We start from the raw sequence: 21,969 nt of genomic DNA on the forward strand, positions 1-21,969 counted from the left end.
GGTCATAAGGCAAACCTGCCAAAAAGGCAAAAAGCGCCTTTCCGGCAGGTTCGCCTTATGCTTGTCGCCTCTGGGCAAAGCCCTTCCGCTTTTCGGTTATGTCCAGCTACGGCGGCTAGAGGCTCGAGGTCATAAGTCGAGACCACCAAAAAGGCAAAGAGCGCCTTTCCGGTGGTCTCGCCTTATGCTTGTCGCCTCTACCCAAGCCGCCTCCGCTTTTCGGTTATGACAGCGTTTTCAAAAAAATCTTCTTTTTTTAATTTTCCTTCTTTGCAAGAAGAATTCAAACGTGTATACTATGTCATGAAAGCGGACGAGGTTCCGTGAAACAGTGAAGTATACTGGGAGGTTTACATAAATGGTAGCCGATAAGGGGAAAGAAAATCACCAAGCATCTGATCAACACGATGTTTTGAAATCTACACAAACGGTTATTCATCTTGCACTTGATAAATTGGGGTATTCACAAGAAGTATATGAATTATTAAAAGAACCTGTACGAATGTTAACGGTTAAAATACCAGTCCGGATGGATGATGGGAAAGTAAAAGTTTTCACGGGATACCGTGCTCAACATAATGATGCAGTTGGACCAACAAAAGGTGGGATTCGATTTCACCCGAATGTTACTGAAAAAGAAGTTAAAGCGCTTTCCATCTGGATGAGCTTGAAATGTGGAATTGTCGACCTTCCGTATGGTGGAGGTAAAGGGGGGATCATTTGTGATCCCCGGGATATGTCATTTAGAGAGCTTGAGCGATTAAGTCGTGGTTATGTACGCGCAATCAGCCAAATTGTCGGACCATCCAAAGATATTCCCGCTCCCGATGTTTTTACAAACTCTCAAATCATGGCGTGGATGATGGACGAATACAGCCGAATTGATGAGTATAATTCTCCAGGGTTCATTACAGGGAAACCATTGGTGCTTGGGGGATCACATGGTCGTGAAACGGCAACTGCGAAGGGCGTGACGATTTGTATTCATGAAGCAGCCAAGAAAAAAGGAATAAAGCTTAAAGGGGCGAGGGTAGTCGTTCAAGGCTTTGGTAATGCCGGAAGCTTCCTTGCAAAGTTTATGCATGATGCAGGAGCAAAGGTGATTGGGATCTCTGATGCCTACGGTGGACTTCATGACAAAGATGGGCTGGATATTGATTATTTGCTGGATCGTCGGGATAGTTTTGGGACAGTTACGAAATTATTTAATAATACGATAACAAACGAAGAACTATTAGAGCTGGACTGTGACATTCTCGTGCCTGCAGCCATCGAGAATCAGATCACAGAGAAGAATGCTCACAACATAAGAGCAAGCATTGTGGTAGAGGCAGCGAACGGACCGACAACCTTGGAAGCAACGAAAATCCTCACCGAGCGTGGGATTTTACTGGTTCCTGATGTGTTAGCATCATCGGGTGGGGTGACGGTTTCTTACTTTGAATGGGTGCAAAATAATCAGGGGTATTACTGGTCTGAAGAAGAAGTGGAAGAAAAATTGGAGAAGATTTTGGTCAGCTCCTTTAACAATGTATACGAAACTTCCCAGTCCAGAAGAGTCGATATGAGACTCGCCGCATATATGGTAGGGGTAAGAAAAATGGCCGAAGCATGCCGGTTCAGAGGTTGGATTTAATTCCAGTCAAGGATGAGATGGATGACATCTCATCCTTTTTCAATTCTATATAAACGTGTTTTACAATAATTTGAGCAGAAATTAGAAACCATACTACTGACATGGATCATGAGGTTCGAGTGCTTCCTTTTGACCAAATCGTAATCTTATTCCATAATAATTGGGTAGAAACCATTTTAACATCTGAAGTGAACGAACGTAAATTACCATTCAGATAGAGGAATTGAAGGAGTGTCTGAATTTGAAAATGGAAGAATGCATTATTGTAGGTGGGGGACCGTGTGGGCTTTCTGCTGCTATTAGTTTAAAAGAAAAGGGAATCGATCCTTTAATCATTGAAAAAGGGAATATCGTAAATGCCATTTACCACTATCCCACTCATCAAACGTTTTTCTCATCAAGTGAGAAGCTTGAAATTGGCGACGTTCCTTTTGTTATTGAAGAGCACAAACCAAGGCGGAATCAAGCACTCGTGTATTATCGTGAGGTAGCGAAGCGGAAGGAATTAAGAATCAATCGATTCGAAACCGTTCTTAAGGTGGAGAAGCAAGACGGCCGTTTTTCCGTTTCCACCTCAAAGGGAACGTATGAAAGTAAATCAATTGTCATTGCGACCGGTTACTATGATCATCCCAATTATTTAGAGATTCCAGGAGAGAAATTAGAGAAAGTCTTTCATTATTTTAAAGAAGCACACCCCTTTTTTGATACAGATGTGGTTGTGATCGGAGGGAAGAACTCAGCGGTTGATGCAGCACTTGAATTGAATAAAGCGGGAGCAAGGGTAACCGTACTATACCGGGGAAGTGAGTACTCAAAGAGTGTGAAGCCCTGGATTCTCCCTAACTTTGATGCGCTTGTCAGGAATGGCGAAGTAACGATGGAATTCAACTCGTGTGTTGAGGAAATTGCAGAGGACTCTGTTATTTACAATGTAAAGGGTGAGAAGAAAGAAATCAAAAATGACTTTGTGTTTGCCATGACAGGTTATCACCCGGATCATAGCTTCCTGACGAAAATGGGAATAGATATTGACAATGAAACAGGACGACCTTCTTTTCATCAAGAAACGATGGAAACGAATGTAGAAGGAATCTATATTGCAGGTGTCATTGCTGCGGGAAACAATGCGAATGAGATCTTTATTGAAAATGGTCGTTTGCATGGCGGACTGATCGCTGAATCCATTACTCAAAAAGGAAAGTGACAAAAGAAAGAGGCTCTGCTGTGAGCCTCTTTCTTTCATGATGGTTGCTTATGTTCCTGATGAAAGACAACCTTAATTTTTGAAAATCGTTTCTAATTCTTTAATGTCACCGGTTTGGGACAGAGCCACCATTAACTTGATTCTTGCCTTTTGTCCATTAAGACCATTTGAGAAGATAACCCCTTTTTCTTTCAGTTGTTTCCCCCCTCCTGAATAGCCGTATATATCCTGGACAATGCCATTAAAGCATCTCGAAACCAATACAACCGGGATATTAGCAGCTAACAGCCCATTGATTCCATCGACCGTATCAGGCGGGAGATTTCCTTGCCCTAATGCTTCGATTACAACCCCATCGTACTGTAAGTCTTTTATGGCAACTAATAAGCCTGAATCCATTCCGGCATATGCTTTGATCAGGGTAACCCTCTTGGAAATGTCGCAAACCTGATAATGCTCATTTGATGTTGGCTGGTGATGAAAAAGAACGCCTCTTTTGGTCACAATCCCGATTGGGCCATACTGTGGACTTTGAAAGGTAGATACATTGCTTGTGTGAGTTTTGGTCACGTTCTTAGCAGAGTGGATTTCGTCATTCAGGACGACTAAAACCCCTTTGTTCATGGATTTGTCATCAGCAGCTACCCGAACGGATGAAATGAGGTTATACAGACCGTCCGCTCCAATCTCATTACTTGATCTCATTGCCCCTGTAACGACAAGGGAGACGGGAAGAGAAAGGGTCAAATCCAGGAAGTAGGCAGTTTCTTCGAGGGTATCTGTTCCGTGGGTAATGACGACTCCGTCAAATGATTTTTCCCTGTATTTCGTTTCGATTATATCTTTTAATTGCTGCATATGCTCCGGTGTGATATGAGGAGAAGGCAGATGAAATGCTTCTAAGACCGTTAGATTTGCTAAATTCGATACGATGGACGTTTGTACGGAAAGGGGATTTTCCTTCCCTGGAGTGACTGCTCCCGTCTGTTCGTCTTCCATCATAGAGATGGTACCGCCTGTATGTATAACCAAAATATCTTTCTTCATCATTCATTCCTCCAACCAAATAAATTCCTGTTTCCATTCCTACATTAACATGATACGATTAAGAAAACAGAAAGAAAAGAGGACTTTTTTATGCTGGTGATTTTATCAGCGGGTATAGCACCAGGGTTAGCATTGCTAAGTTACTTTTATTTGCGGGATGAATATGAGGCAGAACCTATTACGCTAGTTTTCAAAACCTTTATGTATGGGGCCCTTATTACCTTTCCTATTATGTTTTTACAATATGTTTTAGAAGTGGAAGGAATCATTGATTCAAATTGGTCGACGGCATTTATTTCTTCCGGACTTTTAGAGGAATTTTTCAAATGGTTTATTTTAATGTTTGCGATCTTCCAACATGTTGATTTTAATGATCCTTACGACGGCATTATCTATGGTGCAAGTGTGTCACTTGGATTTGCTACTACTGAAAATATTTTGTATTTGGTTGCTAACGGTGTTGAACATGCATTTGGAAGAGCGATCCTGCCTGTTTCAAGTCATGCGTTGTTCGGTGTCATTATGGGATATTACTTAGGAAAAGCAAAGTTTTCCTCCAGGGAAGAAAGGCATAAGTGGCTTTTCATTGCGATTTCTTTGCCCCTACTGTTACACGGAACATATAATTACATCTTTCTAGCCGAGAAAAACTGGATCTATTATATGGTACCGTTTATGTTTTTCTTATGGTGGCTTGGTTTGAAGAAAGTGAAAAGTGCTCATCGATTGACAGAAAAAAAATACACGGGTACTGATTTCGAAAAAGAAATTATTTAAAAGGACGCTTTTTATTTAAAGCGTCTTTTTTGCATTTTCAAATCCCTGATTTCTCTTTCGTAACAAAAAACCGCCTTTAGCAAAGACGGTTCTATAAAATATTTACTTGTACGCAGCTGCCAGGTCGGTTTTAGGTGCTTCTTTCCGTTTCACTTCATCAATTTTATTCACGAACATTTGAAACACTTTTCTTTTTTCATCCAATTCGCGTATGTATTCCTTCAGTTCATTGTACTGTTCTTCAAAAGGCTTATGATACATTTCCCTGATATTTTCAATGATTTCTTCATTCACGGTTGATTGAATGACTTGCTTAGTGATGCCGTACTTATAGGAATATACCTTCAGTTCCTTCTTTATCTCTTCATAGTCAGTATTAATCTGATCCAGCACCTCTGAAATATCATCTTTCCACTCATCCAATGACTTCGCTAAATAGTCCTCCATCATGACCTCCCCCTTCAATTCCGGATTTATTTGAAGTAATCCTCATTCTATTATAACTCTGAATGTTTACATGGCTTTTGCTGGGACATTACAGAGTCTTATCAAAGGTGTGGTAGGTTGTTTTCTAATTTTTATTATTCACTTGTATAAAATGGGAGCCTCTACAAAAACTAGAGTTAATGTTAATTGAAGATATGGAGGTTAAGGCATTATGAATAGTCGTTTCAAATTGATTTCTACTTCAGTCGTCATGGTGCTTTTGTGTTCTCTTTTTATGATTTCCTCTGAAGGAGAGAAGGCAGACGCTTTTACAAATCAAGTGATACAACATGGCGCAACAGGTGAGGATGTAATCGAGCTTCAATCCAGACTTCAATATATCGGGTACTATAACGGTGACATTGATGGAGTATTTGGGTGGGGCACATATTGGGCTCTAAGAAACTTTCAATATGAATTCGGACTTCCCATTGATGGTTTGGCAGGAGCGAAAACGAAAGAAAAACTGGTGAAAGCCTCAAAGTATAACAAGCAGTTTGTAAAGAAACAAATTGAAAAAGGCAACAATTTCAGCCATTATGGCGGAACAGATTTAAACAAACAAAAAGGTCCTGGCGGTGGGGGGGCTGAAGGCGGAACATCCGGTGGGAAAGCAGCTCCTCAAAAGAAGCCTGCACCAAAGCAGGCACCGACTCCATCCAAGCCAACGGCAGTGAACACTCCTAATGGATTTTCACAAAACGACATTCAATTGATGGCAAATGCCGTATATGGAGAAGCCCGTGGTGAGCCGTATGAGGGACAAGTTGCAGTAGCGGCCGTTATTCTCAATCGGATAGACAGTTCTGCATTCCCGAACACAGCCGCAGGTGTCATTTTTGAACCTGGTGCCTTTACAGCTGTAGCAGATGGCCAGATATGGTTAACACCAAATGAACAAGCGAAAGAAGCGGTTTTAGATGCCATAAACGGCTGGGATCCTTCTTCAAGTGCTCTCTATTACTTTAACCCTGTGACAGCAACTAGCAAGTGGATTTGGTCACGTCCACAAATCAAGAAAATAGGAAAGCACATATTCTGTAGTTAAAGAGGTGAAGTAAATTGCTACGTGTCATTTTAATAACGGTGCTCGTCCTTGGTGTTGCAGGAACCGCATTCTGGGGATACCAAGAGCATCAGGAGAAAAATGCGATATTAATCAACGCTGAAAACAACTATCAAAGAGCGTTCCATGAGTTAACTTATCAAGTGGATCTTGTTCACGATAAGATAGGTTCGACTCTTGCCATGAATTCAAGGAAATCATTGTCTCCGGCACTGGCCGATATATGGAGATTAACTTCTCAGGCGCACAGTGATGTAGGGCAGCTTCCGTTAACACTTCTGCCGTTTAATAAAACAGAGGAATTCTTAAGTAATATTGGAGATTTCAGCTACCGGGTAGCAGTGAGGGATTTAGATAAGAATCCTTTAACGGATAAAGAGTATAAATCACTTGAAAATTTATATGAACAAAGTGCTGATATTCAGAATCAGTTAAGAAAGGTTCAACATCTGGTGATGGAGAACAACCTGAGATGGATGGATGTGGAGCTTGCTTTGGCGTCAGGAAATGAACAGGCGGATAACACCATTATCGATGGCTTTAAAACGGTTGAAAAGAATGTATCCGGATATGATGAAGCAAACTTTGGTTCTACAACATTTGTGAATACTGAGAAGAAAGACCAAAATTTTCAGAAGATTAAAGGGAAAGAGATTTCAAAGGATGAGGCCGTTTCGATCTTAAGAAAATATTCCGGAATAAGTGAAAAGACTGATGCAAAAGTAACGAAAAGTGGAAAAGGCTCTGACTATAAATTTTATAGTGTAACGATTGAAAAAGGGAAAACACACGCAAGTATGGATGTTACTCAAAAAGGTGGATATCCAATCTGGTATATTAACAATCGGGAAGTTCAGAAGCCCAAAATCAGTCTAAATAAAGCGGCAGAGAAAGCGACTGCCTTCCTGAAGGATAACGATTTTGACAAATTAGAACTATTTGAAAGTGCACAGTATGACAACATTGGTATCTTCACCTATGTGACCGTATTGGATGGTGTAAGGATTTATCCGGACTCTGTTAAAATAAAGGTAGCATTAGACAATGGACAAATCGTCGGATTTGCTGCAGAAGAATATTTGAAGAATAATCATCATAGAGAAATCGGACAAGCGTCCATTACTCAAGCACAGGCTAAAGAAACGACTAACCCTAATCTTAAAGTAATGGAAGAACGTAAAGCGGTAATTGTTAATGATCTTAATGAAGAAGTGCTCTGCTATGAATTCCTAGGGATGCTGGGTAAGGATACCTTTAGAATATTCATCAATGCAAACACAGGAGAAGAAGAAAAAGTAGAGAAGCTCAGAAAAGCGGAACCGATTTATGAAGAAGTCGTCTAGCTTTTAGAGGGACGGACCTCCGTTATGGAGATCCGTCCCTTTTCTTTAGATGTAGAAAAATTCAGAATAGAGATTCAAAAATGTATGGAAAGGTGATGAATGTCATGCCATAATATAGATACATAAAATGGGAAAGTGGGAGTATTGTACTATGATAAAAGCAGGTACCACATTACAGTTGGAACCGATACATAATGATACATTTGAACGGTATAGGTGCCGTGTCGTTGAGATTGGCGAAGTAGGTCTTTATATCGATTACCCTATTCATACAAAAACAGAGAAAACCGTTTTCTTAATAGATGGCACACAACTTAAAGCAAGCTTCACCGTTAATGAGCAAACGGTACTTATGTTTGAAACAGAAGTGAAGGGACGCAAACTATCCAAAATACCGATGATCCACATACATTATCCAGGTGAGGAAGGTTTAGAAAAGGTCCAAAGGAGACAGTTTGTCCGAGTAGAAGCGAACACAGATATTTCAATAAAAATAAACGATGGTTATTTTCCAACGATTACAGAAGATATAAGTGCAGGAGGATGCGCGGTATTGGTGAAAGAAGGAATGGACCTGAAAAGTGGTTCTAACATATCTACGACCATCGTTTTGCCCATGCAAACGGGTGAGAACCAGTATGTAGAAATAGAAGGTAAAGTGATCCGCATCTGGGAAAAAAGTCGCAAAAAAATTGCAAGCATTGAATTTGTTCATTTAACTGAAAATCAACGACAGCTTATTTTAAGATTTTGCTTTGAAAGACAGTTGAACTTACGAAAAAAAGGGTTACTTGAATAAAATTCCATAATATACACATACTTTTTCTATAAATAGGAAAAGGGTGAGAACAATTAAATCCGTTGAGCGAATATTAATCAAATTAGTCATAATACATTTCATTTTATTAATAGCAGTCCAATTTGTTATCCATGAATTAAATATCCTTCCTGAGCTGAATAAAATCGTTTTTTATGAAGGCGTCGAAAAAATGGAGTACAGCGAAATAGTCGAAACCTTATCCGGTAAAGCAGGTAATTAGTTGCCTGCTCTTTTTTTTGAATGGCTCTTTTCGCAAAGAATGTTGTTTTCTAGCATAGAATCTGCAAGGGCTCTGTCAACCAGGTTTATGCTGGATGGTGAGGGGAACTGCTCCGCTTGCAGCTAGCGTTCGGCCGAGCCTCCTCAGCTTAGCCGAACGGGGTCTCGGCACTCCCAAAATCCGCCGGAGTCTGCGCAGTTCCCCTCACCATCTTAAACAGTATTTTCTTGACAGAGCTTCAAGGTGTGCAAGAAAACAATGTAACGAGAAAAAATAACCCTTCTTCCTTAGAATGAAATTCCATCTCTATTGACCTTTAATGAGATTGCTTGCTAAAATCCTTGTTTTTATTGTTTTCCATTAAGGATTCATGCTTAGAAAGTTGATTGGAACGGAAGGATGCTCGACTCCTGCGGGAATAGCTGGACAGGTGAGACCCCGGAGGCTTGCCGAGGAGGCTCACCGCCAGCCCCGCGGAAAGCGAGCATCCTGGAGCGGAAATCAACTATTACTTTCTCCTCTACAATAGCAACAAACTTTACGAATAGAGCCTATAAAAAAGGGGGGATTACAGTGAAGGAGACAAAAAAATTTCCCGAAATGGAGACATCTCGTTTACGTTTAAGAGAACTTCGACTAAATGATGCACATTTTATCTTGAACTTGTATTCAGATGAAAATGTGTGTAAGTTTCTCTATGATGAGGAATTGTATACGAATATCGATGAGGCAAATAACTATATAGAGTGGAATACTTATTGTGAAAACAAAAACCATAATCGCTGGGGGATCATAAGGAAAGCGGATGGAGTTATAATGGGAACCGTCGGATTTCACTTGTGGGACCGCTATAATCATATTGCGGAAATAGGGTATGATTTGGCTGAGGAATACTGGGGAGAAGGCTACATAAGTGAAGCCGTGGAAAAGTGCTTGGAACACGGGTTTGATTTTTTACGTCTTAATCGGATTCAGGCTTATGTTGCACCAGAAAATCATTCCTCCATCCGAGTTCTTGAGAAGCGCGGATTTAAAAAAGAGGGAATCTTCAGGGACAAGCATTACTTCATGGGAGAGTACTACGATCTTTACTGTTACTCATTGTTAAAGAGAGAATGGAAGTAATTACAAATCCCATTTCTTCTGTACGAAAGTAAGCATATTCTCACGGTATCTTCTAACGATAGAATTCATGACCAAATAGGTAAAGATACCGAATAAAGGAATATTAATGACCATTCCAATAAAGAACGCCTTCCCAATTTTCAGCCCATAACCTACTGCTTCACTTGCGGAGTCTACTGTTTCAACATAAGGATCGACTACATCAATTGGGTAGAAGAAATGTCCTACTAGAAAATTCAGGTAGAAAAAAAGGGGAATGCCCAAATTAAAGAGACTCCACCTACTAATCCAGCGAATGGGTTTCCTTTGAAAATCTTTGCACACGCCGTTGATATGACTGGACCTATACCAAAGGAAGGAACAAAATTTATTATTAAACCTACCGTGAATCCTAATGCAATACTGTGAGCATTACCTTTTAGACGTAAAAGTTTTAAAGTAAGGCATTTGAATTTTCTTAGCTTTTTTCTAATCATGGAATCATCACCAGTAATCGTTTACTTTGTTACTCATTATATAGTATGGCTTAATTTGCAAGATTGTAAATGGAAAACAGTACTTTTATAAAAAGTTTTAATAATTTTTTCAAGACACTCCTTTATGATTTTGAGGAACATGATATGCTAGAAGTAATAGAATTTTTGGTAGAGCGAGGATAAAAGATGAAACTAACGAAAAAAATACCCAATATGGTCACGTTGGGAAATCTGTATTGCGGTTTCTTATCAATTGGGTTTGCCGCAAGCGGACAATTCAAAAATGCAGCAATACTAATTATTATTGGCATGATGCTTGATAGCATGGACGGCCGGCTGGCGAGGATGCTGCAAGCGGATAGTGTATTAGGAAAGGAATTGGATTCATTAGCTGATATTGTTACGTTTGGAGTCGCCCCCTCCTTTCTCGTATATTATACATATTTCTTTCAATTTGGTTTATTAGGGTTTATCGTGGCAGGGTTATTTCCATTATTCGGGGCTTATCGCCTGGCAAGATTTAATACCAGTCCGCCGAAATCGTCTCTTCATTATTTCGTGGGGGTACCGATTACGGCAGCAGGTGGGATCCTGGCGATTCTCACCCTGTTTGGAGACTCTATACCAAATATCGTGACAACGGTCATTTTCACAGCAATGTGTTTTCTTATGGTGAGCCGTATACGAATTCCGAGTCTCAAGGAAGTGCCTTTACCGAAATACGGAACGATTGTGACTCTCTTCATTGGAGCATTACTATTCGTCATCTACAAAGGGACATATGAGCAGTTTCCCTATTTAATCTACATTGCTACACCCCTTTATATTGCTTATCTGACGTATCGATTCATTAAAAGATAAAATGAAAGAGATCCAGGCATTCAATTTCCTGGATCTCTTTTCATTATGAAAAATGGTTTCTGCTATATGTTCTAAACATCGACTTCCAATGTGAAAGACTTTTTCATATAAAAAAGCTAGGGAGCATGTCCCTAACTCAGTCTACTAGATGAATTATATGAATCCCATAACGAGTCCACCCACTGCTCCTGTGACCACGACAATCCAAGGTGGAAGTTTCCAAAAGACCAGCATGCTAAGCAAAACCGCAGCAAAGGCAAAGTCTTGGGGAGCAAGAATGGAGGAAGTCCATATCGGATGGTAGAAAGCTGCGATCAGGATTCCAACAACAGCAGCGTTCACCCCCATAAGAGCTCCTTTTATCTTAGGATTCCTACGGAGAGAATCCCAGAATGGGAGAGTCCCTAAAATGAGTAGGAAAGCCGGTAGAAAAATAGCGAAAGTCGCAAGCAGTCCGCCTTGCCATCCATTAATGACAGCACCAATATACGCTGCAAAGGTAAAAAGAGGACCAGGAACCGCCTGGGCTGCACCATACCCTGCTAAAAACGCTTCTTCTGTTAACCATCCTGTAGGGACAAACTCCCGTTCAAGAAGTGGTAATACAACATGACCGCCCCCAAAAACCAATGACCCGGAACGATAAAAGCTATCGAATAAAGCGATCCATTCAAGTGATGTCACTTCCCTCAGGAAAGGAAGAAGAAACAGTAATCCGAAGAAGAGAGACAAACAAAACACGGCAAATCTACGGGAAATCGGGAAGTCAATTCGGGCTTCATCGTCGGGTTTATGTTGTTTAAAGAGTAGAAATCCAATAAAAGCTGAAAGAAGAATGACCCCGATTTGCGAAAAAGCTGTCTGCCATAATAAAATAACCACCAAAGTAAACAATGCAATCGCTTTTCGATTTAAATCAGGCGTCAACTTTTTTGCCATTCCTAAAATAGCATGAGCAACGACTGCAACTGCGACAATCTTTAACCCGTGTATCCACCCTGCATCTGCCACATCCAATTCTCGAAGAATGATGGCGAAAAGAATCAATGCAAGGACAGAAGGGAGGGTAAAGCCTATAAATGAAACAATCCCTCCTAGCACGCCTGCCCGCATAATACCAATACCTATTCCGACTTGACTGCTGGCAGGACCCGGAAGGAATTGGCAAAGAGCGACGAGGTCCGCGTAACTTTTTTCATCCATCCATTTTCTTCTGCGAATATATTCTTCATGAAAGTACCCTAAATGAGCAACCGGCCCACCAAACGATGTAAGACCGAGTCTTGTTGAAATAAACAGTATCTCAATCAGAGATTTTAAACTGCCTGATGTTTTCATTATCATTTCACCTTCTTTGTTAGTCTTTGATTTCTTTAAATAGTTCATAAGCTTTTTCCCGCGCTTCACTGAGTACTTTATTTCCTTTATATGTGGTCGTATAATACTTTCTGATCTTGCCGTCCACGTTTTTCTCTTCTTTTGTCAGTAGCCCGTCAGTATCCATTGAGTGAAGAATAGGGTACAGTGTACCGGAACTTATGCTATACCCATGTTCTCTTAATTCTTCCAGCATCCACGTACCGTAAATGGGCTCTTCTTTGGCATGGTGGAGAATATGAATTTGGATAAACCCGAGGAAGAGTTTCCGTAATACTTTGTCTTCCAATAAAACACCTCCCCTTGTAAAAATCGAAAGTCAATATCGAAAGTCGATATCGGAATATTATACAAAGACTGTAACATGATAAATGTACTGTTTCAATGAGCTTATGGTAAATTTACATACTCTTAACATTAAGGTACTTACAGGTGGTTTTCTTAGCAGTTAAAATCCCAACAAAAAAGCCATATCCACTATGGATACAGCTAAAGTTCATCATTATCTCTATCTCTATAAAAAAATGAATAGGTTTTGACTAAACCAATCAAAAATAACCCAATGGCAAAGTAGGCGGGAAGAAGATGGATAAACGAGGTGTACCCGATAGCAAAATGAATATATATCCCCGAAATAAAGGCGGGTAGACCCCCGATTAGAAGAGTCCGCCAAACCCACTTGTTTCCTTGCTGAAAGCCCCAAAGTGAGAGAGTTAAGACTAGTAATCCGACACTTAATAAAGCACTGCCGAACCCCGCACGATCATGTGCAATAACGGGAATGAGATTCTGATTGAACTCATGAAGAATCTCTGGTGGCATACAGAGGTATAGGAGATCCGTCGGAACAAAAACAGAAGTAATCCCAAAGTAAGAAATGACAAGACCTCCAAGAACAAAAGAAAATCCAAGTACGACAAATGCCAGCTGACCATGCAGGGATTGTAACCATATATGATGATTTTTTCGATTTCCAGAGGATGGAGTGCCCTTTATTTCCCTTGTATGAATCCATCCATATACGTAAAAGGGTAATAAAACGAGCCAAAATAAAAGGTGAAGCCAGTCAAAATAACCATATCCGATAAATAAGAAAATTCCCAGAAATCCTGTAATGGCAGCAATGTCAATCGACTGTTTGGCCCATAGCAGACCTCTCCTGACACCATGGAAGGAGAGCTGCATATACACAATCCCTCCAGAAATCATAGTACCTGCTAACGTCATTCGATCATGAGCCATAAATTTCACAATTCGGTCGTTGAATCCAGCAATCGATTCCCTTTGCATCCCCAAGTAATGTTCATCATAGGGCAGAATCACCGACGTTAAACTAAAAAGGAGGGCCAAGAGTCCTCCTATAAAAATAAAAAAGCCAAAGTACCAATAAGAGAGCCATCCCTTTTGAGGAGGTGACTGATCGTTCAAATCATCCAGCAATGCTTCGTTAATTCGTTTGGTTAAACCCGGACCTGAAAAGACATACCCATCTGAAAGAAGAAGAAGGTCTGCGCCCGCATTTAGTAGAGATAGTGCCTGACTGGGCTCACGAACTCCACCTGAAGTGATGATTGAGAGAGCAGGGGTTGCCTTTTTGTATGAACGAACAGTTGATAGGAGTGTGTTGAATTCATCTTCTTCTACAACGATTCCTGTAATATCTTCAACGGTTAATTCGCAGGGGCCGAACGGTGGATTTGAGATGAAAATCGGTTTGTCACTACGTATGGTATAGGAGGTTTCATTACCATCAAGAATATATCCATCTGAAAATTCATCTAAATGTTTCATCATAATAGATATTTCCTGGGGTGTCCCCGATAATCGTATGAAGAAGGGTTGTTTTTTTCTAATCTTCTTTAATTTCTCTAGAGTCCTCTCTAATCCAATGGATTCAAGGGGATCCGAAAACTGTATACGTTGCTCGCTATGATCCGCAACAGGGTAAAAGGATTTTGATGAACCCTGTAAAGTCACCGGGCCAATTTCAATAAAGCCAAATCCCAAATGGGTAAATGCAGATGTACCGGTTAGTAACGGATCAATTTTACCGGATAGACCAACAGGATTGGCAAACTCTATCCCATTAATTTGTTTTTTAAGTTGAGGGGGGCACTCTTCTCGTCCCAAAAAATTGATAATGTGAGGACCGAGGGGGAGAGAAGCGATTGTACTCATTCCTCTATGTATAAACTCTCTCGACATATAAGCAGGGAGTTTGGATAAAGCGGGTTTGAATATTCCGTGATAGGACCAATCAGGCATAACACATTCCTCGCAATTTATTGTAATACCATCATTTTAACAGAATTTTCATAAAGTGGGGGGAATTTAAAGAAGTCGGTTACGTGAACATACAAATTACTTTTTTGATTCAAATATTGGTGAAAGCATTGGGAGGAAATAGCATAAAATGACTAAGGTTCAGGATCTTAATAATGATTGGATATGTGAAAAAACAGACTTGTGAACATGTTTTAGTTCTTTCTTCCCGATTTCTGTTAGCCCGGTTATATCTTCTGAGTTCCGTCGATATACTTTACAGGTTTATTTCAACGGAAAAGGAGAGAGTGTATGATTAAAAAGATTTGTTATACCGTTTTTGCGCTATTTTTATTGCTGCCGTCCTGGGGCTATGCCGGTTCATTTGGTGGTGATGATCCTTCTGGAGTTCCCGGACAGTGGTATGTAGGTACAACCCCCTCGTATGTAGCCCCATCCAAGCATCCAATTCTCTTTGTTCACGGATTAAATAGCTCATCGAATACATGGTGGAATGACAATAATATGTATGACACAGCCTATCAAAATAATTATGAAACCGCTTTTATCGATCTTTATCCAACAAAGAATATGTGGGATAACGGTGCCCTCCTGGCCCAGAAAATTCGCGACATTTACAATTACTACGGTGAAAAGGTAGTGGTTGTGGCCCATAGTAAAGGGGGCATTGATACACAATCAGCTCTTGTACACTACGGTGCTTATCCATATGTCGCAAGGGTGATCACCCTATCCACTCCACATTACGGTTCCCAGTTAGCAGATCTTGCTTATAGCAGCTGGGCAGGATGGTTAACGGGCATTCTGGGAAGTAAGAATGATGCTACCTATTCACTGCAAACAGGATATATGAGCTATTTCCGATCAGAAACAGATCAACATACGAACGTAAATAGAAATCCGATCTATACGTTTGGTGGGACAAAATGGGGAAGCTTTGGAAGCTCTCTTTATTGGGGTGGATTGTATCTTAGTGCTTATGGAAGCAACGATGGTGCCGTTACAGTAAATAGTTCGAGACTACCCTATGGCACAGAACTGAGAGTCGGGGGTTGGAATCACTTCACTATCAAAGAAGGTTCCTCTACCTTTAATTTGTTCAAAGATTATTTGAATGAAGCGACCGATACGTCAGCCTTTAACGCTCAAAGTGTTGTGGAGCGAAAAGGTGCAGAAAGCGCTGCCTCTTATATTAGGGGAGGCGAATATAGTGGAAAGAAACAAGAAAAGGTCTTAGTAGAACAGGGGGCTAAGTCCGCAACATTTGATTGGATAAGCAATAGCCCCTCATCACAATTGATCCTGAAAGATCCCGGTCAACAAGCAAGTTCGACCATCAAAGTGAAAAAGGATGAAAGTGAGTACTTTAACGGCGCGTATCATCATACAGTTACCGTTCAAGATCCGGCACCAGGGGAGTGGACGCTTGAAGCATCTTCGTCTTCAGAAGAAAAGTATCTTTTACATGTGACTTATGAAAGCGCAATGAATGATGCATTGAGTATCCATGTAGCACAGGATGAAATCAGTTTGAAAGCCAAGGACAGTAAGATGAAGTTTCAACCAGACATGACCATTGAATATTACAAGGATGGTAAGTTGAAGAAGAGTAAGGTGAAAACAAAGAACGGCTCCTTAAAACTTCCGAAGCTTGGAGAAGGAGTTTATAATGTGACCATTGATGTAGAAGGAAGCAAGGACAAAAATACGTTCCAAAGAACCTTCATTAAAACCATTTACGTTGATGCTGCAGGGAAGGTTTATGGACAGTAGGATAGGCTGGAATACTTCTTGGTGAGGAGCTGATGTTCCATTAGCTTCTCTTTTTTGATGAAAAATAGGGACTGAATAATTAGTCTCCTGCTATTAGTTTGATAAAAGTCAACAATTCCGGAAATGCCATAGGAACTTATATCCAGACGCAGTTCCGTAGTTCAGTTCCATAGCTTCATTTTTGCAAATGGAAAAGGGTTTCAATCCCTTTATCTCTAAATAGATTAGGGAGTCGAAATAAAAGGAGGAATACATAATGAAGAAAAAATTAATGGCTGGTGCACTTTCGGGTGTGTTGGTAGCATCAGGAATCGCTTACTCTGCACCGGGTGCATCTGTACTTGCAAATGGTCCGGGATACAATGGAAACGAGACGATCAAAAACGAGCGACTTCATAATTATGAAGAAATGGCGAGCATGCTCCAACATTTAGATCAAAGATCAGATGCTCTTTCATTAGAAGTATATGGTCAATCTGTCAAAGGACGAGATCTTTACCTTGCGAAATTTGGAACAAATGAAAACAACCCTACAATCCTATACTTAACTCAGCAGCACGGAAACGAAACATTGACGACTGAAGGGGCTCTTCAGTTCATCAAGCATCTTACTTCGAACTCAAAAGAAGTAAAAGAAATGCTCGGGAACGTAAATGTATTGGTTGCTCCGCGATTAAATGTAGACGGAGCAGAAGGGGACGTCAATTTCTCCCTTGAGGATTATGTATCGGGAACTCACACCCGCTATAATGCGAACGAAGTCGATCTGAATCGCGATCATGTGGACCGGGAACAACCGGAAACAAAAGCTCTTCATGAAAACGTTCTTCAAAAATACAAGCCTGATTATATGATCGATCTTCACCATCAAGGAGCCGAAACAACGCTTGGAGATACGGATGAGCTTGTATCAGGATCAATTCTTTATCCTACTAATGAAAATGTAGACCCTGAACTCGTCGAAAAATCAAAACAGCTCGGATCAGTCCTTTACAACACGGTCGAACACCGTGGATTCGGTACTTTGTCCAAATACATCGGAGGAACGGCACCGACAATCAGCCGTAACGGACTGGCGGTTGAATATGGAATAGCAACCCTTCTTTTTGAAATGAGAGGAATGGCTGATCATTATCGGGATGATTATGTTCTGGGTCAAAAGAGTAATGGGTACCTCATTAAGCAAGCGGTCATTAGTTTAGAAGCTACGGCAAAAGCCATTGCTGACGGGTCAATTGAAAATGCGGATACTTCTTTCTGGGACACGCTTCCTGAAAGCTCATATAATCGTAGTGAAAGTGAATAAAATTGCTCAAAAGGGGTCCTTTCTTAACGGAAACGTCCCGTGATTTTTGATTATTTGTATAAGGGTGAAATAGAGAAAGACTTCCTATTTGGAAGTCTTTCTCTATTTCACGATCATCACGGGACATTTAGCCCTTTTTGCGACTTTATGGCTTACACTTCCCAAGACCATTTCTTGAAATACATTTAATCCACGGCTTCCAATGACTACTACATCGAAGTTGTTTTTGTTCGCATGCTCAACAATGGTCGGCCCCGGCTCTCCGTGTAAAAAGATAATCTCGTAGTCGATGCCTTCATGTTTTGCTTTTTGTTCAATCATTTGCAGTTTCTGCTTCCGTTTATCTGTTGCATCCAGTCCCCAATGTTGCAGAACTTCTTCCTTGGAATGCTTCCCGTCTACTACATAAACAATATCTATTTTAGAGCCTTCATGGCATCTTGCGAGAGCGATCGCTTTTTCTCCTGCTCTTAAAGAGTGTTCAGATCCGTCTGTTGCGAGAAGAATGTGTTTGAACATTGTTTTTCCTCCATCCGATGAAAGCGTTTAGTATTAATTTCTATATTTTTATTTAATTTCCTCTAATGAAATTTAAGATTATTTTTACATGTTTTGAATGAGAGTAGATTAACAGTGAAATCGAGAGATAACGAAAGATAAAGAAGTATGTTTGCGCTTTCATGCTTGTTTCACAAATCGAATCATCCATTATATAATGTCCCTTGTGTTAAACGGCCCCGACTTTCATGAGAGTTGAAAGTCATAAATAAATAGGAAGAGGTGCATTATGAGTTTAAGTCAAAAAATTAAATATGAGTGGTTTGGTAATATTCGTGGAGATGTGTTAGCCGGTCTTGTCGTGGCTATGGCATTGATCCCGGAGGCAATTGCGTTTTCTATTATTGCAGGTGTGGATCCAATGGTTGGGTTATATGCTTCCTTCTGTATTGCAGTAGTGATTGCATTTGTAGGCGGACGTCCAGGAATGATTTCTGCCGCTACGGGTGCAACAGCACTGGTCATGGTGACGCTGGTTGCAGATCATGGTTTACAGTACCTGTTAGCAGCGACTATCTTAACGGGTGTGATTCAAATTATCATGGGTGTCCTTAAACTAGGCCGCTTAATGAAATTTGTACCACGTTCCGTTATGGTTGGATTTGTGAACGCACTTGCCATCTTGATTTTCACTTCGCAGTTACCACACTTTGTTGGTGAATCGTGGATCATGTATGCAATGGTTGCTGGTGCATTGGGGATTATATACATTTTACCCCGCTTTACAAAAGCAGTCCCATCACCACTGGTAGCCATTATCGCTGTGACTATTTTCGCGGTGCTGACAGGAAGTGGAGTACGTACAGTTGGAGATATGGGTGAGCTTACTCAAGCCTTACCAATCTTCTTGATTCCAGATATTCCATTTAACTTCGAGACATTGCAAATCATTTTCCCATATTCTTTATCCATTGCCATTGTAGGGTTAGTTGAGTCCCTATTGACTGCATCTATTGTTGATGATATGACAGATACCACAAGTGATAAAAATAAAGAAGCAAAAGGTCAAGGGATTGCGAATATCGTATCGGGTCTTTTCGGTGGAATGGCTGGATGTGCGATGATCGGACAATCGGTTATTAATGTTAAGTCAGGTGGACGAGGACGTTTATCAGCATTTGTGGCTGGTACATTCTTGATGATCTTAATCCTCTTGCTCAATGATTTCTTGGTTCAAATTCCAATGGCCGCGTTGGTAGGAGTTATGATCATGGTATCCGTTGGGACATTTGATTGGTCTTCAGTGAAGAACTTACACAAAACGCCGATTACAGATAGTCTTGTTATGATTGCAACAGTTGTCACTGTATTGTTTACACATGATTTATCTAAAGGTGTTCTTGTTGGGATTATCTTAAGTGCTATATTCTTCGCTTCCAAAATATCAAAAGTGAAAATTACTACGATGGCTTCTGAAAATACTCATAAGAAGGTATACCGTGTGTCAGGTCAATTGTTCTTTGCTTCTGTTACGGAATTTGTTGAAAGCTTTAATTTCAATGAAGATGTGAAGGAAGTAACACTGGATTTAACTCACACACATTTATGGGATGATTCTGCCGTGGGAGCGATTGATAAAATCGTTATCAAGTACCATCAGAATGGCGTGAAAGTAAATCTGATTGGTCTGAATACTGAAAGTAATAAATTAATTGATAGATTGGCTGTGCATAACAAGCCGGGTGGATTAGATAAAGCCGTTAATCATTAAGTAAGAATCTGAAAAGTCCCTGATCATGTGATCAGGGACTTTTCTCTATATACTTATTTGTACATCATGAGCCCTAAAACCAAGAAAATTTTAAAAAAGGTTGAAATAAGCATATAAGTATTTTATTATATAAGAAAGAACTTATATAAGGACCTTTAAAAGGGTTTTTATTTTTCTTCATTATATAAGTAAATAATAATATGCTAATAATAAAAGTGCTTTAGGGGGTGTATACATGCTTAAATCAAAAGTTGATATTGAAAGGGCGGCAACGATGTTAAAACTTCTGGGGGATAAAACACGCCTTACAATGGTGAAACTACTAGAAAGTAATGATTGTTGTGTATGTGAATTTGTTGAGATTTTTAAAATGAGTCAGCCCGCTATCAGCCAGCACGTTCGTAAATTAAAGGATGCTGGTCTTGTAAAGGAGTCCAGAAGGGGACAATGGGTCTTTTACTCTCTTAACAAAGAAAGTGATGCGTATCAATTTGTTCAAAGCTTGATGGAACACTTGCCTAATCAGGATGATCGATTAACAGCATTAGAAAAGCAAGGATTACGCATTTCTTGTCATTAGGAGGAGGATTTCCCGTGTTATCAGTAATTTTAGCTACCATGATTTTTGTGGCCACATTGGTCCTCGTGATTTGGCAGCCTAAAGGATTGTCCATTGGCTGGTCTGCTTGTGGAGGAGCGATCCTTGCCTTAATTGTGGGGGTTGTCGACTTCCAGGATGTTGTGGCTGTGACAGGAATAGTGTGGAATGCGACTTTAGCATTCATTGCTATTATCATTATTTCTTTAATTCTGGATGAAATTGGATTCTTTGAATGGTCTGCTCTACATATGGCGAGAGCAGCAAAGGGGAATGGCGTGAAAATGTTTGTTTACGTCTCCCTATTGGGTGCGGTTGTCGCAGCGTTTTTTGCGAATGATGGAGCTGCGTTGATATTGACTCCGATTGTTTTGGCAATGGTGAGAAACTTGAATTTTGAAGAAAAAATGGTTTTTCCATTTATCATGGCAAGTGGATTCATTGCCGACACGACTTCATTGCCCCTTGTCGTCAGTAACCTTGTGAACATCGTATCAGCCGATTTCTTTGATATCGGGTTTGTAGAATATGCATCAAGAATGATCATTCCAAACTTCTTCTCATTGTTTGCAAGCATACTGGTACTGTATCTGTTCTTTAGAAAAAGCATTCCAAAGAATTATGATGCCAGACAGCTAAAGAAACCGGTTGAAGCGATTAAAGATCAGCGTATGTTTAAGCTATCCTGGATTGTGCTTGGTATCTTGCTTGTTGGTTACTTTATCAGTGAATCACTGCACATTCCTGTATCGATCATCGCAGGTATCGTGTCAATTTTCTTCTTGTTAATGGCTAGGAAAAGCTCAGCAGTCAACACGAAAACGGTCATTAAAGGTGCTCCATGGGCGATTGTATTCTTCTCGATTGGAATGTACGTAGTAGTGTATGGCTTGCGTAATGTAGGACTGACGAATGTGTTAACCGATGTTATCCAGGTGGCAGCTGATCAAGGGCTGTTCGTCGCTACGATTTCCATGGGATTCATTGCAGCGATATTGTCATCGGTCATGAACAATATGCCGACCGTTATGATAGATGCGATTGCGATAATGGATACGAACACTACAGGGGTTATTCGGGAGTCCCTTATTTATTCCAATGTCATTGGTTCCGATCTCGGTCCTAAAATCACCCCGATTGGTTCACTGGCAACCCTCTTATGGTTACACGTCTTATCATTAAAAGGCGTGAAAATCTCTTGGGGGCAATATTTTAAAACAGGAATTATTTTAACTGTACCAACGTTACTCATTACCCTTATTGGTTTATATATCTGGTTAATGATCATATCTTAAAACT

22 protein-coding genes are annotated in these 21,969 nt (G+C 40.3%); 14 read left to right on the forward strand and 8 right to left on the reverse strand.

Annotation, left to right across the window (positions count from 1 at the left end):
- The first annotated feature begins 358 nt into the window (after positions 1 to 358).
- Together DET59_RS00540 and DET59_RS00545 are read left to right on the forward strand one after the other, a co-directional pair.
- Positions 359 to 1,636: a Glu/Leu/Phe/Val family dehydrogenase gene (locus DET59_RS00540; protein WP_113967654.1), complete on the forward strand. Its 1,278-nt coding sequence runs from the start codon at positions 359 to 361 to the stop codon at positions 1,634 to 1,636.
- 241 nt (positions 1,637 to 1,877) lie between these two features.
- Positions 1,878 to 2,843 carry a YpdA family putative bacillithiol disulfide reductase gene (locus DET59_RS00545; protein ID WP_113967655.1) on the forward strand — a complete coding sequence of 322 codons (966 nt, stop codon included), beginning with the start codon at positions 1,878 to 1,880 and terminating at the stop codon, positions 2,841 to 2,843.
- A gap of 72 nt (positions 2,844 to 2,915) precedes the next feature.
- On the opposite strand, the gene DET59_RS00550 is transcribed toward DET59_RS00545, so the two are convergent.
- On the reverse strand, positions 2,916 to 3,893 hold the full coding sequence (locus DET59_RS00550; protein WP_113967656.1) for an asparaginase: 978 nt from the start codon (positions 3,891 to 3,893) through the stop codon (positions 2,916 to 2,918).
- Positions 3,894 to 3,980: 87 nt separating this feature from the next.
- Here DET59_RS00550 and prsW point away from each other — a divergent pair, with 87 nt between their 5' ends.
- On the forward strand, positions 3,981 to 4,667 hold the full coding sequence (prsW, locus tag DET59_RS00555; RefSeq protein WP_113967657.1) for a glutamic-type intramembrane protease PrsW: 687 nt from the start codon (positions 3,981 to 3,983) through the stop codon (positions 4,665 to 4,667).
- Between the two features lie 102 nt (positions 4,668 to 4,769).
- Here prsW and DET59_RS00560 read toward each other — a convergent pair whose 3' ends face one another.
- Positions 4,770 to 5,114 carry a hypothetical protein gene (locus tag DET59_RS00560; protein ID WP_113967658.1) on the reverse strand — a complete coding sequence of 115 codons (345 nt, stop codon included), beginning with the start codon at positions 5,112 to 5,114 and terminating at the stop codon, positions 4,770 to 4,772.
- 250 nt (positions 5,115 to 5,364) lie between these two features.
- Between DET59_RS00560 and sleB the strand changes: the two genes are divergently transcribed.
- The 5 genes from sleB (at position 5,365) to DET59_RS00585 (ending at position 9,727) form a co-directional block, all read left to right on the forward strand.
- Complete coding sequence (gene sleB / locus DET59_RS00565) at positions 5,365 to 6,201, forward strand: spore cortex-lytic enzyme (RefSeq protein WP_258549547.1); 837 nt, start codon at positions 5,365 to 5,367, stop codon at positions 6,199 to 6,201.
- Between the two features lie 14 nt (positions 6,202 to 6,215).
- Entirely contained in the window at positions 6,216 to 7,562 is a 1,347-nt protein-coding gene (gene ypeB, locus DET59_RS00570) for a germination protein YpeB (protein WP_113967660.1), read from the forward strand.
- A 151-nt stretch (positions 7,563 to 7,713) separates the two neighbouring features.
- Positions 7,714 to 8,361, forward strand: coding sequence for a flagellar brake protein (locus DET59_RS00575; RefSeq protein ID WP_113967661.1), 648 nt, complete (start codon positions 7,714 to 7,716; stop codon positions 8,359 to 8,361).
- A 43-nt stretch (positions 8,362 to 8,404) separates the two neighbouring features.
- The gene (locus DET59_RS00580) at positions 8,405 to 8,602 is read left to right on the forward strand and encodes a YpfB family protein (RefSeq protein WP_258549518.1); all 198 of its coding nucleotides are present in this window, start codon (positions 8,405 to 8,407) and stop codon (positions 8,600 to 8,602) included.
- Positions 8,603 to 9,175: 573 nt separating this feature from the next.
- Positions 9,176 to 9,727: a GNAT family N-acetyltransferase gene (locus tag DET59_RS00585; protein ID WP_113967662.1), complete on the forward strand. Its 552-nt coding sequence runs from the start codon at positions 9,176 to 9,178 to the stop codon at positions 9,725 to 9,727.
- Here DET59_RS00585 and DET59_RS00590 read toward each other — a convergent pair whose 3' ends face one another.
- A complete protein-coding gene (locus tag DET59_RS00590) occupies positions 9,728 to 9,991 on the reverse strand; it encodes a DUF2062 domain-containing protein (protein ID WP_181778010.1) in 264 nt (87 codons plus the stop codon).
- On the reverse strand, positions 9,964 to 10,203 hold the full coding sequence (locus DET59_RS22270; RefSeq protein ID WP_220154046.1) for a DUF2062 domain-containing protein: 240 nt from the start codon (positions 10,201 to 10,203) through the stop codon (positions 9,964 to 9,966). The genes DET59_RS00590 and DET59_RS22270 overlap by 28 nt, the downstream gene beginning before the upstream one ends.
- A 186-nt stretch (positions 10,204 to 10,389) precedes the next feature.
- Here DET59_RS22270 and pssA point away from each other — a divergent pair, with 186 nt between their 5' ends.
- Positions 10,390 to 11,064: a CDP-diacylglycerol--serine O-phosphatidyltransferase gene (gene pssA / locus DET59_RS00595; RefSeq protein WP_113967664.1), complete on the forward strand. Its 675-nt coding sequence runs from the start codon at positions 10,390 to 10,392 to the stop codon at positions 11,062 to 11,064.
- A 153-nt stretch (positions 11,065 to 11,217) separates the two neighbouring features.
- Here the strand turns inward: pssA and DET59_RS00600 are convergent, their stop codons facing one another.
- The 3 genes from DET59_RS00600 to DET59_RS00610 form a co-directional block, all read right to left on the reverse strand.
- Entirely contained in the window at positions 11,218 to 12,402 is a 1,185-nt protein-coding gene (locus tag DET59_RS00600) for a chromate transporter (RefSeq protein WP_113968014.1), read from the reverse strand.
- Positions 12,403 to 12,421: 19 nt separating this feature from the next.
- The gene (locus DET59_RS00605) at positions 12,422 to 12,730 is read right to left on the reverse strand and encodes a PadR family transcriptional regulator (protein WP_113967665.1); all 309 of its coding nucleotides are present in this window, start codon (positions 12,728 to 12,730) and stop codon (positions 12,422 to 12,424) included.
- 200 nt (positions 12,731 to 12,930) lie between these two features.
- The gene (locus DET59_RS00610; RefSeq protein ID WP_113967666.1) at positions 12,931 to 14,706 is read right to left on the reverse strand and encodes a dihydroorotate dehydrogenase; all 1,776 of its coding nucleotides are present in this window, start codon (positions 14,704 to 14,706) and stop codon (positions 12,931 to 12,933) included.
- 309 nt (positions 14,707 to 15,015) lie between these two features.
- On the opposite strand from DET59_RS00610, the gene DET59_RS00615 reads away from it, so the two are divergent.
- Together DET59_RS00615 and DET59_RS00620 are read left to right on the forward strand one after the other, a co-directional pair.
- Positions 15,016 to 16,497: an esterase/lipase family protein gene (locus DET59_RS00615; RefSeq protein ID WP_113967667.1), complete on the forward strand. Its 1,482-nt coding sequence runs from the start codon at positions 15,016 to 15,018 to the stop codon at positions 16,495 to 16,497.
- 256 nt (positions 16,498 to 16,753) lie between these two features.
- Entirely contained in the window at positions 16,754 to 17,803 is a 1,050-nt protein-coding gene (locus DET59_RS00620; protein ID WP_113967668.1) for a M14 family metallopeptidase, read from the forward strand.
- 102 nt (positions 17,804 to 17,905) lie between these two features.
- On the opposite strand, the gene DET59_RS00625 is transcribed toward DET59_RS00620, so the two are convergent.
- The gene (locus DET59_RS00625) at positions 17,906 to 18,322 is read right to left on the reverse strand and encodes a universal stress protein (RefSeq protein WP_113967669.1); all 417 of its coding nucleotides are present in this window, start codon (positions 18,320 to 18,322) and stop codon (positions 17,906 to 17,908) included.
- A gap of 268 nt (positions 18,323 to 18,590) precedes the next feature.
- Between DET59_RS00625 and DET59_RS00630 the strand changes: the two genes are divergently transcribed.
- The 3 genes from DET59_RS00630 (at position 18,591) to DET59_RS00640 (ending at position 21,965) form a co-directional block, all read left to right on the forward strand.
- Positions 18,591 to 20,072, forward strand: a complete 1,482-nt coding sequence (locus tag DET59_RS00630) for a SulP family inorganic anion transporter (RefSeq protein ID WP_113967670.1) — start codon at positions 18,591 to 18,593, stop codon at positions 20,070 to 20,072.
- A gap of 235 nt (positions 20,073 to 20,307) precedes the next feature.
- Positions 20,308 to 20,652 (forward strand): ArsR/SmtB family transcription factor, encoded by a 345-nt coding sequence (locus tag DET59_RS00635; protein ID WP_113967671.1) that lies wholly within the window; start codon positions 20,308 to 20,310, stop codon positions 20,650 to 20,652.
- Positions 20,653 to 20,666: 14 nt separating this feature from the next.
- The gene (locus DET59_RS00640) at positions 20,667 to 21,965 is read left to right on the forward strand and encodes an arsenic transporter (RefSeq protein ID WP_113967672.1); all 1,299 of its coding nucleotides are present in this window, start codon (positions 20,667 to 20,669) and stop codon (positions 21,963 to 21,965) included.
- Positions 21,966 to 21,969 lie beyond the last annotated feature (4 nt).

Origin of the sequence: Rossellomorea aquimaris, assembly GCF_003315075.1 — a bacterium.
Classification (GTDB): Bacteria; Bacillota; Bacilli; order Bacillales; family Bacillaceae_B; genus Rossellomorea; species Rossellomorea aquimaris_C.

Bases quoted from the DNA above. Each gene is read 5' to 3' on its own strand.
- DET59_RS00625 (WP_113967669.1), bottom strand. From the start codon at position 18,322: ATGTTCAAACACATTCTTCTCGCAACAGACGGATCTGAACACTCTTTA.
- DET59_RS00635 (WP_113967671.1), top strand. From the start codon at position 20,308: ATGCTTAAATCAAAAGTTGATATTGAAAGGGCGGCAACGATGTTAAAA.
- prsW (WP_113967657.1), top strand. From the start codon at position 3,981: ATGCTGGTGATTTTATCAGCGGGTATAGCACCAGGGTTAGCATTGCTA.
- sleB (WP_258549547.1), top strand. From the start codon at position 5,365: ATGGTGCTTTTGTGTTCTCTTTTTATGATTTCCTCTGAAGGAGAGAAG.
- DET59_RS00620 (WP_113967668.1), top strand. From the start codon at position 16,754: ATGAAGAAAAAATTAATGGCTGGTGCACTTTCGGGTGTGTTGGTAGCA.
- DET59_RS00615 (WP_113967667.1), top strand. From the start codon at position 15,016: ATGATTAAAAAGATTTGTTATACCGTTTTTGCGCTATTTTTATTGCTG.
- DET59_RS00540 (WP_113967654.1), top strand. From the start codon at position 359: ATGGTAGCCGATAAGGGGAAAGAAAATCACCAAGCATCTGATCAACAC.
- DET59_RS00610 (WP_113967666.1), bottom strand. From the start codon at position 14,706: ATGCCTGATTGGTCCTATCACGGAATATTCAAACCCGCTTTATCCAAA.
- DET59_RS00575 (WP_113967661.1), top strand. From the start codon at position 7,714: ATGATAAAAGCAGGTACCACATTACAGTTGGAACCGATACATAATGAT.
- DET59_RS00550 (WP_113967656.1), bottom strand. From the start codon at position 3,893: ATGATGAAGAAAGATATTTTGGTTATACATACAGGCGGTACCATCTCT.
- DET59_RS00600 (WP_113968014.1), bottom strand. From the start codon at position 12,402: ATGAAAACATCAGGCAGTTTAAAATCTCTGATTGAGATACTGTTTATT.
- DET59_RS00630 (WP_113967670.1), top strand. From the start codon at position 18,591: ATGAGTTTAAGTCAAAAAATTAAATATGAGTGGTTTGGTAATATTCGT.
- DET59_RS00560 (WP_113967658.1), bottom strand. From the start codon at position 5,114: ATGGAGGACTATTTAGCGAAGTCATTGGATGAGTGGAAAGATGATATT.
- DET59_RS22270 (WP_220154046.1), bottom strand. From the start codon at position 10,203: ATGATTAGAAAAAAGCTAAGAAAATTCAAATGCCTTACTTTAAAACTT.
- pssA (WP_113967664.1), top strand. From the start codon at position 10,390: ATGAAACTAACGAAAAAAATACCCAATATGGTCACGTTGGGAAATCTG.